At 59.2% G+C, this 16,678-nt stretch carries 13 protein-coding genes and 1 pseudogene; 7 read left to right on the top strand and 7 right to left on the bottom strand.

Annotated features, from left to right (window positions below; translation table 11 throughout):
• Positions 1-64 precede the first annotated feature (64 nt).
• The 3 genes from ACA046_RS09515 (at position 65) to ACA046_RS09505 (ending at position 4,990) form a co-directional block, all read left to right on the top strand.
• Positions 65-481, top strand: coding sequence for a response regulator (locus ACA046_RS09515; protein ID WP_318302585.1), 417 nt, complete (start codon positions 65-67; stop codon positions 479-481).
• Positions 482-722: 241 nt separating this feature from the next.
• On the top strand, positions 723-1,349 hold the full coding sequence (locus ACA046_RS09510) for a response regulator transcription factor (protein WP_076017363.1): 627 nt from the start codon (positions 723-725) through the stop codon (positions 1,347-1,349).
• Between the two features lie 8 nt (positions 1,350-1,357).
• Positions 1,358-4,990 (top strand): transporter substrate-binding domain-containing protein, encoded by a 3,633-nt coding sequence (locus ACA046_RS09505; protein ID WP_497676338.1) that lies wholly within the window; start codon positions 1,358-1,360, stop codon positions 4,988-4,990.
• Positions 4,991-5,107: 117 nt separating this feature from the next.
• Here the strand turns inward: ACA046_RS09505 and ACA046_RS09500 are convergent, their stop codons facing one another.
• Both ACA046_RS09500 and ACA046_RS09495 read right to left on the bottom strand, forming a co-directional pair.
• Positions 5,108-5,590 (bottom strand): GAF domain-containing protein, encoded by a 483-nt coding sequence (locus ACA046_RS09500; RefSeq protein WP_459027271.1) that lies wholly within the window; start codon positions 5,588-5,590, stop codon positions 5,108-5,110.
• Positions 5,587-6,477, bottom strand: a complete 891-nt coding sequence (locus tag ACA046_RS09495; RefSeq protein WP_076017360.1) for an ATP-binding protein — start codon at positions 6,475-6,477, stop codon at positions 5,587-5,589. Before ACA046_RS09495 ends, ACA046_RS09500 begins: the two co-directional genes overlap by 4 nt.
• Positions 6,478-6,644: 167 nt before the next feature.
• On the opposite strand from ACA046_RS09495, the gene ACA046_RS09490 reads away from it, so the two are divergent.
• Positions 6,645-8,954, top strand: coding sequence for a hybrid sensor histidine kinase/response regulator (locus ACA046_RS09490; protein ID WP_459027268.1), 2,310 nt, complete (start codon positions 6,645-6,647; stop codon positions 8,952-8,954).
• Here the strand turns inward: ACA046_RS09490 and ACA046_RS09485 are convergent.
• From ACA046_RS09485 to msrB, 3 genes are all read right to left on the bottom strand, one after another.
• Entirely contained in the window at positions 8,938-9,390 is a 453-nt protein-coding gene (locus ACA046_RS09485) for a MarR family winged helix-turn-helix transcriptional regulator (protein WP_459027266.1), read from the bottom strand. The genes ACA046_RS09490 and ACA046_RS09485 overlap by 17 nt on opposite strands.
• Entirely contained in the window at positions 9,387-9,872 is a 486-nt protein-coding gene (locus tag ACA046_RS09480; RefSeq protein ID WP_459027264.1) for a glutathione peroxidase, read from the bottom strand. The genes ACA046_RS09485 and ACA046_RS09480 overlap by 4 nt, the downstream gene beginning before the upstream one ends.
• Positions 9,873-10,004: 132 nt before the next feature.
• On the bottom strand, positions 10,005-10,397 hold the full coding sequence (msrB, locus tag ACA046_RS09475; protein WP_010176145.1) for a peptide-methionine (R)-S-oxide reductase MsrB: 393 nt from the start codon (positions 10,395-10,397) through the stop codon (positions 10,005-10,007).
• Between the two features lie 202 nt (positions 10,398-10,599).
• Between msrB and ACA046_RS09470 the strand changes: the two genes are divergently transcribed.
• A complete protein-coding gene (locus ACA046_RS09470) occupies positions 10,600-11,811 on the top strand; it encodes a pyridoxal phosphate-dependent aminotransferase (RefSeq protein ID WP_076017355.1) in 1,212 nt (403 codons plus the stop codon).
• Positions 11,812-12,124: 313 nt separating this feature from the next.
• On the top strand, positions 12,125-13,012 hold the full coding sequence (gene htpX / locus ACA046_RS09465) for a protease HtpX (protein WP_076017354.1): 888 nt from the start codon (positions 12,125-12,127) through the stop codon (positions 13,010-13,012).
• A gap of 51 nt (positions 13,013-13,063) precedes the next feature.
• Here htpX and ACA046_RS09460 read toward each other — a convergent pair.
• Positions 13,064-13,718: pseudogene (locus tag ACA046_RS09460) on the bottom strand (thiopurine S-methyltransferase).
• A gap of 101 nt (positions 13,719-13,819) precedes the next feature.
• Here ACA046_RS09460 and ACA046_RS09455 point away from each other — a divergent pair.
• Positions 13,820-14,587, top strand: a complete 768-nt coding sequence (locus ACA046_RS09455) for a DODA-type extradiol aromatic ring-opening family dioxygenase (RefSeq protein ID WP_497676337.1) — start codon at positions 13,820-13,822, stop codon at positions 14,585-14,587.
• Positions 14,588-14,655: 68 nt separating this feature from the next.
• On the opposite strand, the gene ACA046_RS09450 is transcribed toward ACA046_RS09455, so the two are convergent.
• Positions 14,656-16,329, bottom strand: a complete 1,674-nt coding sequence (locus ACA046_RS09450) for a DEAD/DEAH box helicase (RefSeq protein WP_003209050.1) — start codon at positions 16,327-16,329, stop codon at positions 14,656-14,658.
• Positions 16,330-16,678: the final 349 nt, after the last annotated feature.

Here is a 16,678-nt window from a genome sequence, read left to right as displayed (position 1 = left end):
AACGTCTTACTACGTGCCCTGGCGGAGCGTCTCCCGGGCGCTTGGTCACTTCATGGAAAACCCCATGCACGAACAACTTCAAATCCTCTTGGTGGAGGATCACCCCTTTCAGTTGCTGGCCACCCAATGCCTGCTACGCAACTATGGCTACCACGACCTGACCCTGGCTGAAAATGCAGAGCAGGCAATGCGGCTGATGACACAAACCGCCGTACCATTCGATATTCTGTTGTGTGATCAATGCCTCCCGGACCTGCCTGGGCTGGAGTTGATTGAAATCGCCAACCGCAGGGGCTTTATAAAATCCGCGATATTGCTCAGCGGCCTGCCCGTGAACGAACTGGAAATCCTCAAGGCCCAGGCATTCCAACGCAACTTTCCGCTGCTTGGCTACTTGTCGAAGCCTTTGAACCACGTTGAACTGAGCGAGCTCATACGCCAATCACCCCTTCCCCCGCACAACAAGAAAGTAGGAAGTTAAACGCCCGCCCCGTATGAAAATCCCTCCCTGTAAAACAGCTTGCCCGCTGCCACTTATTTTTAAACTCTACCCACGCAAATTTCTTACACCCAAACAACAAACACCTCACGGGGCGTAATCCCTTGCTTTTTTTATTGTAGGAATGTTCTTGTTTTACGTTTGTTCCACATCGAGTTCATCCTCCTTCATTGCCATGTGAGCTAATGTGCCGACTTTATTTGCGCTTGCATCGAATTTGATCATGAACTCAGTTTTTATTATCGACGACCACCCCGTTATCCGACTTGCCATTCGAATGTTGTTAGAACACGAAGGCTATAAAGTAGTTGGAGAAGCGGATAACGGTTGTGATGCGATACAAATGGTCAAGGAGTGCCAGCCGGACCTGATCATCCTTGATATCGGAATTCCAAAACTCGACGGCCTGGAAGTGCTTTGCCGGTTCAACGCAATGAGTACACCGACCAAGACATTGATCCTCACCGCCCAGACGCCAAAACTCTTTGCCACACGGTGCATGCGTTCCGGTGCCGATGGGTATGTGTGCAAGGAAGGTGACTTGAGCGAACTGCTCAGTGCTATCAGGGCAGTCCTGTCAGGTTACAACTACTTTCCGAGCCAGGCCCTCAACGGCAACACTAATGAAACAGATTGCAACGAAGAGCTTGAATTGTTCAAAGTGGTCAATGATCGCGAACTCATGGTATTGCAATTATTTGCACAAGGCCGGACAAACAAGGAAATAGCCAAAGGCATGTTTCTCAGCAACAAGACTGTCAGCACCTACAAAAAAAGGCTCATGCAAAAACTAAAAGCCAAATCCTTGGTAGAACTTATCGAGATGGCAAAACGTAACGCGCTAGTGTGAGAAATCGGATGCCCAGGCGTTTAAAGGACTATCTAATCATATTGAGTATCGGGGCGTGCCTCAGCACTTCCGTGCCTGCCGAACAAACTGTTCCCGAGCAATACGCACTGTTGGGGCGTGCCGGTGCCGTTCAACTGGACACCCCACTGAACAAGACTCAGCGCCAGTGGCTGCAAAACAAACGCGAACTGATACTGGGCACGTCTGCACCGGACTACCCGCCCTTCGACATCACCTCCAGCGGTCGCGATTATGAAGGGTTGACCGCCGATTACGCCGGCCTGGTGGCCAGGACGCTGGCAATACCGCTGAAGGTGCTGCGCTATCCCTCCCGGGAAGCCGCGATCCGGGCGCTGGAAAACGGCGATATCGACTTTCTGGGGTCCGCCAACGGCTTTGAAGCGGCGAATCCCGATATTGCCCTGTCATTGCCCTACGCAGTGGATCAACCGGTACTGGTCACCCGCGAAGGTGAACACCGCAACCTTGGCGACGGCCTGGCGGGCCTGCGCCTGAGCCTTGTCTACCACTACCTGCCCATGAATGAGGTGCAGGCGCTGTATCCAAAGGCGACCATCCATGCCTACCCCTCCTATCAGAATGCCTTGAATGCGGTGGCATTCGACCAAGCGGACGTCTTTCTGGGCGACACCATTTCCACTCACTACATGATCAACAAGGGCTACCTGAAAAACATCCGCATGGCCAACTTCGGCAAGCACGAGGCTTACGGTTTCAGCTTCGCCTTGCGCAAGGATCAACCCATTCTCCTGAGCATCGTCGATTCAGTGCTCGATGGCGTATCAACCTATGAACGCGACAGCATCGCCAAGCGCTGGAGTGCGGGCAGCGACATTCTACTGACCGACCGAAAGCTGCAACTGACCCTGCGCGAAGAGCGCTGGCTCAAAGGCAACCCGGTGGTAAAGGTGGTGGTCAACGAAACCCTCGCCCCGCTTACATTTTTTGATACCGACGGCAATTTCCGGGGCGTCACCGCCGACCTGCTGGAGCTGATTCGCCTGCGAACCGGCCTGCGCTTCGAGATTCAACACGTGCGGGACGTCGCCAGCATGATTGAGCTGGTCCATAGCGGGGCAGCCGATATCATCGGCGCAATCGTTCCAAGCGCCGGGCGCGAGTCCCAGTTGAGCTTTAGCCGCCCCTACCTGGAAAACTCTTATGTACTGCTGACGCGCAAAGAGGCAGGCGCGCCCGCAAGCCTTCAACAGATGGCCGGCAAGCGCCTGGCGATTACCCAAGGCAACCCGCTGGAAAAATTCCTGCGCCAGGAGTTTACCCAGGTCACTCTGGTAGAGGCCGGTGATACCTTCAAGGCCTCCGAACTATTGGCACAGGGCCAGGTGGACGGCGCAGTGAACCCCCTGGTGATCGCCAACTACTTTCTCTCCTCACCGGTGTTCCAGGACAAGTTACAGATCAGCTCCAGCATTGGCACGCTGCCTGCGACCTTTGCGCTGGCGACGTCCCGCCACGCCACCGAACTGAGCTCGATCCTCGACAAGGCGCTGCTCAGCATTGCCCCGGATGAGCTGGCGGCGATCAACAGTCGTTGGCGCGGCTACAACGCGGCATCCGACGGTTACTGGCGCAATTACCACCGCCTGATTGCCCAGATCATCATCGGCACCGGGCTGCTGCTGTTGATTTCCCTGACCTGGAACGGCTACCTGCAGCGCCAGATCAAGCATCGAAAACTGGCTGAGCGCGCCCTTAACGACCAGTTCGAGTTCATGCGGGCGCTGGTCAATGAAACCCCGCATCCGATCTACGTACGTGACCACAACGGCTTCCTGCAGACCTGCAACGACAGTTACCTGCAAACGTTCGACGTCAAGCGTGAGGACATCATTGGCAAAAGCATCACCCAGATGGACATGGCCCTTGAGACGGAGGCGGCTCAGTACAATGCCGACTACCAGCAGGTGGTGGCCGAAGGCAAACCACTGATCCTGGATCGCACCCTGCATGTCCACGGGAAAAAACTCACGATCTATCACTGGATTCTCCCGTACCGCGACTCCATGGGCGAGGTGCAGGGCATCATTGGCGGCTGGATCGATATCAGCGAACGGCGCCAGCTGTTCGATGAACTTCGTGCCGCCAAGGAACGCGCCGACGAAGCCAACCGCGCGAAAAGTACGTTCCTCGCCACCATGAGCCACGAAATCCGCACACCGATGAACGCCGTCATTGGCATGCTGGAGTTGACACTCAAGCGTGCCGACCAGGGTCATCTTGATCGCCCCGCCATCGAGGTCGCGTACAACTCGGCCAAGGACCTGCTGGAGCTGATCGGCGATATTCTGGACATTGCACGCATCGAGTCCGGCCGCCTGAGCCTGGCCCCGGAGCGGGTCAACCTGCGCGAGGTGATCGAGTCGGTGGTGCGCGTGTTCGATGGCCTGGCGCGCCAGAAAACCCTGAGCCTGGTGCTGGAGTTCAGCCCCGATGCCGGCGACACCGATGTGCTGATCGATCCGTTGCGGTTCAAACAGGTGCTTTCGAACCTGGTAAGCAATGCGATCAAGTTCACCGAACGCGGGCAGGTGAAGATCAAGGTGCAATTGAAGGCGACCGGGCAACCTCAGCAGATCGAGATGAAACTGGTGGTAGAGGACACCGGCATCGGGATCAATCGCGAAGATCAGTCACGCCTGTTCGAGCCTTTTGCCCAAGCCGACAACTCCGGGCACCTGGCCCGGAGCGGCGCCGGCCTGGGGCTGGTGATCTGTCGCAGCCTGTGCGCCATGATGGGCGGGCAACTGAGCCTGAGCAGCGTACCCATGGTGGGCACCCAGGTCCACGTCAGCCTGAAGATGACCAGCCTGCAACCGGTCAAGGCCGTAGACCAGCTGGAGCCTGCCGCGACCAAGCCGGCGCCCGTACTCAATGTGCTGGTGGTGGATGACCATCCGGCCAACCGCTTGCTCATGTGCCAGCAACTGGGCTTCCTGGGGCATCAGTTCACCGCCGCCCATCATGGTGCTGCAGGGTTTCAGGCCTGGCGCGAGGAGCACTTCGACCTGGTCATTGCCGACTGCAATATGCCGGTCATGAACGGCTATGAGTTGAGTCATTCCATTCGCGAGTATGAGCAGCGCGAGCAAAAAACGCCGTGCGTGATACTCGGTTTCACCGCCAACGCTCAACCCGAGGAGAAACAACGCTGCTTCGACGCAGGCATGGATGATTGCCTGTTCAAACCCATCAGCCTCACAGCGCTGGAGCAGCAACTGGCACAGGTTGCCCCGTTGCCCACCGGTAATGTGTTCACCCTTCAAAGCCTGGACGCGATGACAGGCGGCGACCCACAGTTGAGTCAGCGCTTGCTTGAAGAATTGCTCAGCAGCAGCCGGCATGATCGAGTCGAGCTGATGGCCTTACTGGCGCGACAAGCCGCCCCCCAAGACCTGATCGAGCAAGCCCACAAGATCAAGGGCGCCGCACGGATCATCCAGGCGGACATCCTGGCCGGGCAATGCGAAGCTTTGGAGCTGGCCTGTGGCCAAGGTGACAATCGGCACGCTATCGAGGTGGATATCAAGGCCATGGAGAAATCCATGCTTGAGCTGGAAAGGATGCTGCAGATGCAACTGGACGTCCTGGACCGTCGATAATTTGTAGGAGCGAGCTTGCTCGCGAAAATCGCCAACGATAACGCGGTCATTTTTGGATGCACGCGGTGTTCTCTGGTTTTTCGCGAGCAAGCTCGCTCCTACAGGAGGCTCACGCCATCAGCAATCGGTCAACCGCAGGAAAATCGCCGCCAACTGCTCGATGCCGGCCTGGTCCTGCGGGGTAAACCGCGACAGCGATGGGCTGTCCAGGTCCAACACACCAATCAGGCGCCCTTCCTTGACCAGCGGAACCACCAGTTCGCTATTCGACGCGCTATCACAGGCGATATGCCCCGGAAATTCATGCACGTCTTCCACCCGCTGGGTTTGTCGCGAGGCCGCTGCCGCGCCGCACACCCCACGACCAAACGGAATGCGCACACAGGCGATCTGCCCCTGGAAAGGCCCGAGCACCAGCTCTTCATTGCGGTTGAGGTAGAAGCCCGCCCAGTTCAAATCATCCAGCTGGTTGAACAGGAACGCAGAAAACTGCGCGGCATTGGCGATGAAATCCCGTTCATCCGCCAGCAACGATTCCAGCTGCGCATGCAGCATGGCGTAACCATCAAGGCCGGTTCCGGACTGTTGCAAATCGATCATGGTTGACGCTCCAACAACTTGAGGCCCACCCAGTAGCGGGCGAACTGATAAGCACAACGGCCGTTGCGATTGCCGCGCCCGGTTGCCCAACGCACCGCGAGGATGTCCAGCTCCTCATCGCGCTGCCACTGCAAACCGGCCTTGTTTGCCAGCTCACCAATCCAGTGCTCGACCACATCCAGGAAGTGCTCTTGATTGAACGGGTAAAACGACAGCCACAAACCGAAACGGTCAGACAGGGCAATCTTGTCCTCCACCGCTTCGTTAGGATGCAGCTCGCCATCTACCGTCTTCCAGTTTTCGTTGTCGCTCTGGTTCTCGGGTACCAGGTGACGACGGTTGGAGGTGGCATACAGCAAGACGTTTTCCGGCGCCTGCTCCAGGGAGCCATCGAGTACGCTCTTGAGCACGCGGTAATCGCTCTCGCCGGCTTCGAAGGACAGATCATCGCAGAACAACACAAAGCGCTGTGGCAATTTGATCAGTTGCTCGACCACTCGCGGCAGGTCCGCCAGGTGATCGCGCTCGATCTCGATCAGGCGCAACCCGGCCTTGGCATGCTGGGCCAGCAAGGCGCGTACCATGGACGATTTCCCAGTACCGCGCGAACCCCACAGCAACGCATGGTTGGCCGGCAGGCCGTCGAGAAACTGCTGGGTGTTGCGGGCCAATTGTTCGCGTTGTTTGTCCACGCCGATCAAGTCGGACAGGCGCATGTCCAGGCTGACTTCCAGCGGCAATAAAAAGCCGCTGCGACCTTCGCGCTGCCAGCGGGCAGCCAGGCAATGGTTCCAGTCAACCGCTTCGCGTGGGGCAGGCAACAAGGGCTCCAGGCGAGCAAGTACCGCGTCGGCACGCTCAAGAAAGGCATTCAATCGAGAATCCACGACTATTCCTCTGGCAAGTTCTTGTAAAAGATGGCGTATTGACAACCCTGAGGCAGACTCAGCAGGGCTGCACCGAATAAAATCGATTTATGCCGGGCAAGTTTGAGCCTGTGGATGTTCAGCTATGCTTGCCGGGCGAAAGGAAACGTAAAGTGGTACAGCACCCGATGGATATCAAGTTCGCCCACCGCTTGTCTTATAAACAAGCCAGACTGACAGTGCTGGTCGGGTTCGTCTTGGGAACCCTGCTCAGCCTGCTACAGATTGGGATTGATTATGCCAGCGAAGACGCATCCATCAACCGGGAAATACGCGCGCTGATTGAAATCAGTCATAACCCGGCTTCTCGCATCGCCTACAACATCGACGCCGAACTGGCTCAGGAACTGACCCTGGGCCTGCTGCACTCCCCCGCCATCACCCGGGCACAACTGGTCGACAACAACGGTTTGGTACTGGCCGATGTCCAGCGCCCGCGCAAGGAAAGCACCTACCGCCCCATCAGCGATTTCCTGTTTGGCGCCAACCGCCAATTCGAAGACCGGCTGTACCTCACCCACATGCCCAATGACGCCCTTGGCGTATTACGTCTCGACGTCGACACCTACGCGTTCGGCAGCCGCTTCCTGCGCCGCGCCGAGATCACTCTGTTCAACGGCTTTGCCCGCAGCCTGATCCTCACCGGGATTCTGCTGGCGCTGTTCTACGTGATGCTGACCAAGCCGCTGGTGCGCATTATTCGCGAACTGAGCTCACGCAAGCACGAGCGCCTGGACTGTCCGCCGGGGCACGAGCACGACGAGATCGGCGTACTGGTCAACGTTGCCAACCAGCAGTTTGAAAACATGGAGACCGAAATCCAGCAACGCCGCCACGCCGAAAACCGCCTGACTGAATACCTCGGCCAACTGGAAGACATCGTTTCTGCGCGCACCACCGAGCTCAAGGCCATCAATCATCGACTGACGCTGTCGAACGACGAACTGGAAGCCGCGAAGATGACGGCCCTGTCCATGGCCCAGGCACGGGCGGCGTTCCTCGCCAATATGAGCCATGAAATCCGTACGCCGCTCAACGGCCTGCTGGGGATGATCGCCCTCTCCCTCGACAGCCCGCTGAATGCCGAGCAACGCCAGCAACTGTCGATCGCCCATGACTCGGGCAAAGTGCTGGTGGAGTTGCTCAACGATATCCTCGACCTGTCCAAGTTCGATGCCGGTCAGTTGGAGCTGGAAAACATCCCGTTCGACCTGGGCGCACTGGTGGAGGACACCGCCAACCTGCTCTCGCAAAACGCCGCGCCCAGCGTGGAGTTGACGTGCCTGATCAACCCGCAGTTTCCCGCCCAGGTGCTGGGCGACCCGACGCGGGTACGGCAGATTGTCAGCAATTTGCTGTCCAACGCCCTGAAGTTCACGCGCTTTGGCCGGGTGGACGTGCGCCTCAGTGCCCAGGCCGACCGGGTCAGAATCGAGGTATGCGACACCGGCATCGGGATTGCGCAGGATGCTCAGGTCAAGATCTTCCAGCCGTTCACCCAAGCCGGTGCGGGCATCACTCGCCAGTTTGGCGGCACCGGCCTGGGCCTGGCGCTGACCCACAACCTGTGCGAGGCCATGAAGGGCCGCCTGAGCATCAGCTCCGAAGCCGGCTTTGGCAGCCAGTTCTGCGCCGACCTGCCACTGCCGACGCATTTACCGGCGATGCGCCTGGCGCCGCTGGCAGGCGACGTGATCGCGATCACCAGCAGCAGTAGCGGCCTGGCGGAACTGCTCAACAGCCTGCTGCCGAGTTGGGGCCTGACGCCGCGCTGCTACTCCATTGACGATGATTTGAGCGGGCAGAATCCTGACCTGCTGATCACCGACTGCCCCGAATGCCTGTTTCGCCTGCGCCCGTCCATCACCGCCCCGATCCTGGTGGTGACCGCCTACGGCAACTTCATGCCCAGCGAAGAAGTCGCGGCCCTGGCGCCGCTGCAACAACAAGCCCGCCCCCTGAGCCGCACGGCGCTGTACCAGATTCTGCAACGCAACTTGCGCATCGATCCGGACGTGGTGCTTGACCTGATCCAGCTGGAAACCGGCCCCCTCGCTCACCGGGCGCGCGTCCTGCTGGTGGAAGACAACCCGGTGAATCAACTGGTGGCCAAGGGCATGCTCGCCAAGCTCGGCTGCGAGGTTATCGCCGCCGCCCACGGTGGCGAAGCCCTCAAGCTGCTGGAAGAACAAAGCTTCGACATGGTGCTGATGGACTGCAATATGCCGGTGATGGATGGCTATGAGGCCAGCCGGCAGATCCGCCGCAGCGGGCGCTGGCCGGACTTGCCGATTGTCGCGCTGACGGCCAACGCGATGTCCGAGGAACGCGAGCGCTGCCGGGCGGCAGGCATGAATGACTACCTGGCCAAGCCGTTTCGCCGGGAAGAACTCAAGGCGTTGCTCGACCTGTGGGTGCCGACTACGACAAGTCTTTGATCAGTCGCAACAGCTGATCCAGGCCGTCACGCAAGGCATCGGCCTGGTTCAGGTCAACCCCGCTGTCACACAACAGGCGGGCCTTCAGCGGCTGCACCTGGTCACGCAAGTGTCGACCTTCATCGGTCAGGCTCAGGTGCACCTCACGCTCATCCTGCACACTGCGCTGACGCCGCACCAGAGCAAGCTGCTCCAGGCGCTTGAGCAGCGGCGTCAGCGTGCCGGAATCCAGCAACAAGCGCTCGCCCAAGGCCTTGACCGTCGGCTGTGGCATGGCTGCGGCCTGCCATTCCCACAACACCAGCATCACCAGGTATTGCGGGTAGGTCAGCCCCAACTGATCGAGCATCGGCTTGTAGGCCCGGGTGACCGCGCGGGAGGCGGCGTAGAGCTTGAAGCACAGTTGGTCGTCAAGGGACAGGGACAGGTCGGTCATTTGAGCAGGGCTTCAATCTCTTGGGTCAGGTCCTGGGGCTTGGTGGTCGGGGCGAAACGCTTGACCACCTCGCCGTCGCGGCCGATCAGGAACTTGGTGAAGTTCCACTTGATGCCCTTGGAGCCCAGCAAACCCGGGGCCTGTTTTTTAAGCTGCACGAACAATGGGTGAGCATCGCTGCCGTTGACGTCGATCTTCTTGAACAGCGGGAAGCTGACACCGAAGTTCAGCTCGCAAAACTCGGAGATGGCACCTTCGTTGCCCGGTTCCTGCTTGCCGAACTGGTTGCAGGGAAAGCCCAGCACCACCAAGCCCTGGTCCTTGTAATGCTGCCAGAGTTCTTCAAGCCCCTTGTACTGCGGGGTGAAGCCGCACTTGCTGGCGGTATTGACCACAAGAATCGCCTTGCCGGCGAAATCGGCCAAGGTCTTTTGCTCACCCTTGATGGTGGTGCAAGGGATGCTCAGCAGGTTGTCGCTCATGGCAGTGCCTCGAAAGAAATAAGAAGGACTGAAAGATAGTAGGCAATTCAATTGTGCGCAATTTAATTGCTCGGGCTTATGCCTTGGTATAACGGCCCCTGCGGACACGAAGGCCCGCAGGAGATAGACGGTTTAGCGCGGCACCAGATCCAGGCACACCGAATTGATGCAGTAACGCAAACCGGTCGGCGGCGGACCATCCGGGAACACGTGACCCAGGTGCGCATCGCACTTGGCGCAGGTGACTTCGGTACGGATCATGCCGTGGCTGATATCGCGAATCTCGACCATCGCCTGCTCGGCAATCGGCTCGTAGAAGCTGGGCCAGCCGCAGCCGGAGTCAAACTTGGCCCTGGAATCGAACAGCGGCTCATTGCAGCAGATGCAGTGGTAAACACCGTCGGTCTTGGTGCCGTTGTACTTGCCGCTGAACGGTCGCTCGGTGCCTTTGAGACGGCACACGTTGTACTGCTCCGGGTCGAGCATGGCTTTCCATTCATCAACGGTTTTCTGCAACTTTTCCATCGGTACACCTCGGCAACTGAAAAAGCCTGATCTGTGTCTTTTCCATGGATCAGGCGGCACGTATGATTGCGCCTCTTCAAAGCGCCAGTCTGGCACCCGCGTTACCGGCATTCAAACGTATTTATGGGTCAGGCCAACGCAGGATTCTCAGCACGGTAGTCTCCACACCGTCTGGATCGTTCATTTTCAGGATCACATCGCCATGCAGGTCAGCAAATCGAACAAGCTCGCCAACGTCTGCTACGACATTCGCGGCCCAGTGCTCAAGCACGCCAAACGCCTGGAAGAGGAAGGCCATCGCATCCTCAAGCTGAACATTGGCAACCCGGCGCCCTTTGGTTTCGAAGCACCGGACGAAATCCTCCAGGATGTGATCCGCAACCTGCCGACCGCCCAAGGCTACAGCGACTCCAAAGGCCTGTTCAGCGCGCGCAAGGCGGTGATGCAGTACTACCAGCAGAAGCAGGTTGAAGGTGTCGGCATCGAAGACATCTACCTGGGCAACGGCGTGTCCGAGCTGATCGTCATGTCGATGCAGGCCCTGCTCAACAATGGCGACGAAGTGCTGGTGCCGGCTCCCGACTACCCGTTGTGGACCGCCGCCGTCACCCTGGCCGGTGGCCATCCGGTGCACTACCTGTGTGACGAGGGCGCGGACTGGTTCCCGGACCTGGCCGACATCAAGGCCAAGATCACCCCGAACACCAAGGCCCTGGTGATCATCAACCCGAACAACCCCACCGGCGCCGTCTACTCCAAGGAAGTGCTGCTGGGCATGCTCGAACTGGCGCGCCAGCACAACCTGGTGGTGTTCTCCGACGAGATCTACGACAAGATTCTGTACGACGACGCCGTGCACATCTGCACCGCGTCCCTGGCCCCGGACCTGCTGTGCCTGACCTTCAATGGCCTGTCGAAATCCTACCGGGTGGCGGGCTTCCGTTCCGGCTGGATCGCGATTTCCGGCCCCAAGCACAATGCCCAGAGTTACATCGAAGGCATCGACATGCTGGCCAACATGCGCCTGTGTGCCAACGTGCCGAGCCAGCACGCGATCCAGACCGCCTTGGGCGGCTACCAGAGCATCAATGACCTGGTGCTGCCACAAGGCCGCCTGCTGGAGCAGCGCAACCGCACCTGGGAACTGCTGAACGCGATTCCGGGGGTCAGCTGCGTCAAGCCCATGGGCGCGCTGTACGCGTTCCCGCGGATCGACCCGAAAGTGTGCCCGATCTTCAACGATGAGAAGTTCGTGCTCGACCTGCTGCTGTCGGAAAAGCTGCTGGTGGTCCAGGGCACAGCGTTCAACTGGCCGTGGCCGGATCACTTCCGGGTGGTTACCTTGCCGCGGGTGGATGACCTGGAGATGGCCATCGGTCGTATCGGCAACTTCCTGAAGTCCTATCGCCAGTAATGGACATTGCGCTGTACGGCCCGCCCATGGTCGTACAGCGATTATCTGGCAACACTTCTCTGCCTTGCGCAGGTCCCTCGCCGTTCACACTCACCGGTTACCCCCTCGGTCGAGCACCACCCTATAATTACAGGGCCGTAAGGTAATGGAGCGAGATTGCCGAGCTACCCCGGGCCTCGGAAATTCCCTTCAAGGCTCTACATTCAGGCTGTAGGACACAGTTTGAAATAGTCCCTCGGTTGAATAGCCCCATGCTGCACCTTATATACCCCGCAGTACGCGACATATTTAGCATGAGGAGAATTCTACAACCATGATGCGCATTCTGCTGTTCTTGGCCACTAACCTGGCGGTCGTGCTGATTGCCAGCATCACGCTGAGCCTTTTTGGCTTCAATGGGATCATGGCGGCCAACGGGGTTGATCTGAACCTCAATCAGCTGCTGATCTTCTGTGCGGTCTTTGGTTTTGCCGGCTCGATTTTCTCGCTGTTCATCTCCAAGTGGATGGCGAAGATGAGCACCAGCACCCAGATCATTACTCAGCCACGCACCCGGCATGAGCAATGGTTGCTGCAAACCGTCGAGCAACTGTCCCGCGAAGCCGGGATCAAGATGCCTGAAGTCGGGATCTTCCCGGCCTATGAAGCCAACGCCTTTGCCACCGGCTGGAACAAGAACGACGCTCTTGTGGCCGTCAGCCAGGGTTTGCTGGAGCGTTTCTCGCCCGACGAAATCAAGGCCGTGCTGGCCCACGAGATCGGCCACGTGGCCAACGGTGACATGGTCACCCTGGCGCTGGTCCAGGGCGTGGTGAACACCTTTGTCATGTTCTTTGCGCGGATCATCGGCAACTTCGTCGACAAGGTGATCTTCAAGAACGAACAGGGCCAGGGCATGGCCTACTACGTGGCGACCATCTTCGCCGAACTGGTATTGGGCTTCCTCGCCAGCTCGATCGTGATGTGGTTCTCGCGCAAACGGGAATTTCGTGCAGACGAAGCCGGCGCACGCCTGGCCGGTACCGGCGCAATGATCAGCGCCCTGCAGCACCTGCGCTCCGAACAGGGCTTGCCGGTGCATATGCCGAACACCCTGACTGCCTTTGGCATCAACGGTGGCATCAAGCAAGGCATGGCTCGCATGTTCATGAGCCACCCGCCACTGGAAGAGCGGATTGACGCGCTGCGTCGTCGCGGCTGACAGCAAAAAGAAGAAGGGGCGATTTGATCGCCCCTTTTTTGTGGGCGCGATTCAGCGCCTGGCTAACCGGTACGCCCGCTCTTCCAGGCGTGTGACGCCGTCCTGAACAAACTTCCAGCTCTGCCCCAGAATGTCCTGCTGCTCCAGTACCTCGGGGCTCCACTGCGCGCCAAGCAGCAGTTGCACCTCTTCGTCGCTCACTGCAAACGGCGGGCCTGCCTTCTGCGCCTGTTCATAGTCGAGGGTGATCAACAGGCCGCGGCTGCCTTGCGCCAGGAGCCCGTTCAAGTGCGCGGCATACTGCTCCCGCATCAACGGAGGCAGGGCAATCAACGCCGCCCGGTCGTAAAGCGCCCGGCAATCAGCCACTGCGCCTGCATCCAGGGCGAAGAAATCCCCGCACCACAGCTCAGGCACCCGCCTGGTAGACCTTGAAGGCACCGCGCTGACTGATCTGCGGCGTCAGTTCCTGCTCGCTGAAAAACTCCTCAACGGCCTTTTCCGACAGCTCGACCCCCATCACCCGATGCCCAACGCTCGCCAGCCACACCAGGTCCAGGCTCTTGCCGCACAACGGCACCAGCACCTGCGCCCCGCTCGCCACACCCAGGCCGGGCCAGTGGCGCAGCAGGTAAGGATTCACCTCGGGCAGATGGAAACCCGTCTGATTGCGTGCCCAACGCTCATGCCAAAATCCAGGCTCCATGATTCACCCTAAAACTTGATCAAATAGCGCTAAAACTTATATTAGATTTAGATCAATGATCTGATTGAAGATGGTCCCATCTTAACCCTCAGGACCCGATCATGCTCCCCAGCCTGTTTATCTCCCACGGTTCACCGATGCTTGCCCTGCAACCCGGTGCCAGCGGCCCGGCACTCAAGCGCCTGGCCGCCGAGTTGCCACGGCCCAAGGCCATTGTGGTGGTCTCGGCACACTGGGAAAGCCAAGGCCTGCTGGTTACCGGCAGCGCCGCACCCGAGACCTGGCACGACTTCGGCGGCTTCCCACGGGAGCTGTTTGCCGTGCAATACCCGGCGCCCGGCGACCCGCAGCTGGCAACCCAAATTGTGCAGTTACTCAAGGCTGATGGCCTGGAGGCGCGCATTGATGACCAGCGCCCCTTCGACCACGGCACCTGGGTGCCCCTGTCGCTGATGTACCCGGCCGCCGATATTCCGGTGGTGCAGGTGTCGCTGCCAAGCCGCATGGGCCCTGCCCTGCAAACCCGCGTCGGCCACGCACTGGCGAGCCTGCGAGAGCAAGGCGTGCTGCTGATCGGCTCCGGCAGCATTACCCATAACCTCGGCGAACTGGACTGGCATGCCGGGGCGGAGAGCATTGAGCCCTGGGCGCGGGATTTTCGCGATTGGATGGTCAGCAAGCTGGCGGCCAACGATGAAGCCGCCTTGCACGACTATCGCAGCCAGGCACCCCATGCCGTGCGCAGCCATCCCAGCGATGAGCATTTGCTGCCGCTGTACTTCGCCCGGGGCGCAGGCGGTGAATTCAGCGCAGCCCACCAAGGCTTCACCATGGGCGCGCTGGGCATGGATATCTATCGTTTCGCTTAATCGCAGGCAAAAAAATCCCCGAACCAGTCGGGGATTTTTTATGTTCGATCAATCAGCCCAAGGGCGGATCAATCTTCGCGGTAGCGACGCAGCTTCAACTGCTTACCGGCAACGCGAGTGTCCTTCAGCTTGGTCAGGAGCTTCTCCAGACCATCTTCCGGCAGCTCCACCAGGGAGAAGCTGTCACGCACCTGGATGCGACCGATCGCTTCACGTGCCAGGCCACCCTCGTTGAGGATAGCGCCCAGCAGGTTCTTGGCAGCGATGCCATCACGCGCGCCCAGCGCGGTACGGCAGCGAGCACGGCCTTCAGCCAATGGAACCGGAGCACGACGCTCACGATCACCACGGTCTGGACGGTCGCCAGTACGTTCTGGACGATCACCGCGCGGAGCGTTGTTCGGCACCAGTGGACGTTCTTTCTCGATGGCTGCCAGGGTCAGGGCCTGACCGTTGGTAGCCTTGCGCAGCAGGGCTGCGGCCAGGGCACGCGGGGTGCAACCGATATCGGCAGTCAGGCGGTCCAGCAGGTCGCCGTGGGTCGATTCAGCGTCAGCCACCAGCGGCGACAGGCTGTTGGTCAGTTTCTTGATGCGGGCATCGAGAACAGCCTGGGCATCCGGCAGGCGGACTTCGGCAACTTTCTGACCGGTTACACGCTCGATCACTTGCAGCATGCGGCGCTCACGTGGAGTCACCAGCAGCAATGCACGACCTTCGCGACCAGCACGGCCGGTACGGCCGATACGGTGAACGTAGGACTCTGGATCGTAAGGCATGTCAACGTTGAACACGTGAGTGATACGTGGAACGTCGAGGCCACGAGCGGCAACGTCGGTCGCCACAACGATGTCCAGACGGCCATCCTTGAGGGAGTCGATGACGCGCTCACGTTGGTTCTGGGCAATGTCACCGTTCAGCGCAGCGGCTTTGTAGCCTTTGGCTTCCAGGGCACTGGCCAGGTCCAGGGTGGCTTGCTTGGTGCGCACGAACATGATCAGGGCGTCGAAGTCTTCGACTTCCAGCAGGCTCAATACAGCCGAGGTCTTCTGGTCAGCGTGAACCAACAGGTGAGCCTGTTCGATCGCGGTAACGGTCTGAGTCTTGGTCTGGATCTTCACGTGTTGCGGATCGCGCAGATGGCGTTCGGCAATGGCACGGATCGACTGTGGCAGGGTCGCCGAGAACAGTACGGTCTGACGGGTTGCTGGCAGCGCCTTGAAGATGACTTCCAGGTCGTCCATGAAGCCCAGCTTGAGCATTTCGTCAGCTTCGTCCAGAACCAGGTGGTTCACGGTCGAGAGTACTTTTTCGTCGCGACGCAGGTGGTCGCACAGACGGCCCGGAGTGGCGACAACGATCTGTGCGCCGTTACGGATTGCTTTCAGTTGTGGGCCCATAGGCGCGCCGCCGTAAACGGCCACAACGGTAACGCCCGGCATTTGCTTGGCGTAGGTTTCGAAAGCGGTTGCTACTTGCAGCGCCAACTCACGGGTTGGCGCCAGGATCAGGGCTTGCGGCTCGCGCTTGGCAGGATCGATGCAGTGCAGGATTGGCAGGGCGAACGCGGCTGTTTTACCGGTACCGGTTTGCGCTTGGCCAATCATGTCTTGGCCGGCCATGATGATCGGGATCGATTGCTGCTGAATAGCCGAAGGTTCTTCGTAGCCAGTCGCGATGACGGCAGCAAGAATATTCGGGTTAAGATTAAAAGCGGCGAAGCCGCCGGTTTCCTGGGTCATGGGTCTGCCTCTAAGTGCATCCGCAAAGACCCATGCTCCAAAGCTGCGCATGCCGTGTTGAGACTCAAGAGTCGCCCTGGCTGCTTTGTCGGCGGGGATTTGCGAAAACGAATGAATGAAAAAGATTCGTCAAGGAAGAGTCCGCTGTGCGGACGTGCAGCCGAAGCTGACTTCGGGGAATTGCGCTACCTAAACGCGGCCCGGTTAAAGGCCGGCGCGCACTATACCGGAAATCGCTGAAAAAGGGAGCTTTTTTTATCGGAAAACCCAGTGGAACTGCTCTGCGCCAAAGGCTTTGCGCATTGCGGCGACTGGGTCTATTTTTCAAAGGCCCGGCCCTGTTGGTCAT

The sequence above is a fragment of the Pseudomonas sp. LBUM1641 genome, from assembly GCF_059716235.1.
Note: the sequence above shows the minus strand (reverse complement) of the source record. Positions and strands in the feature narration are given on the sequence as shown.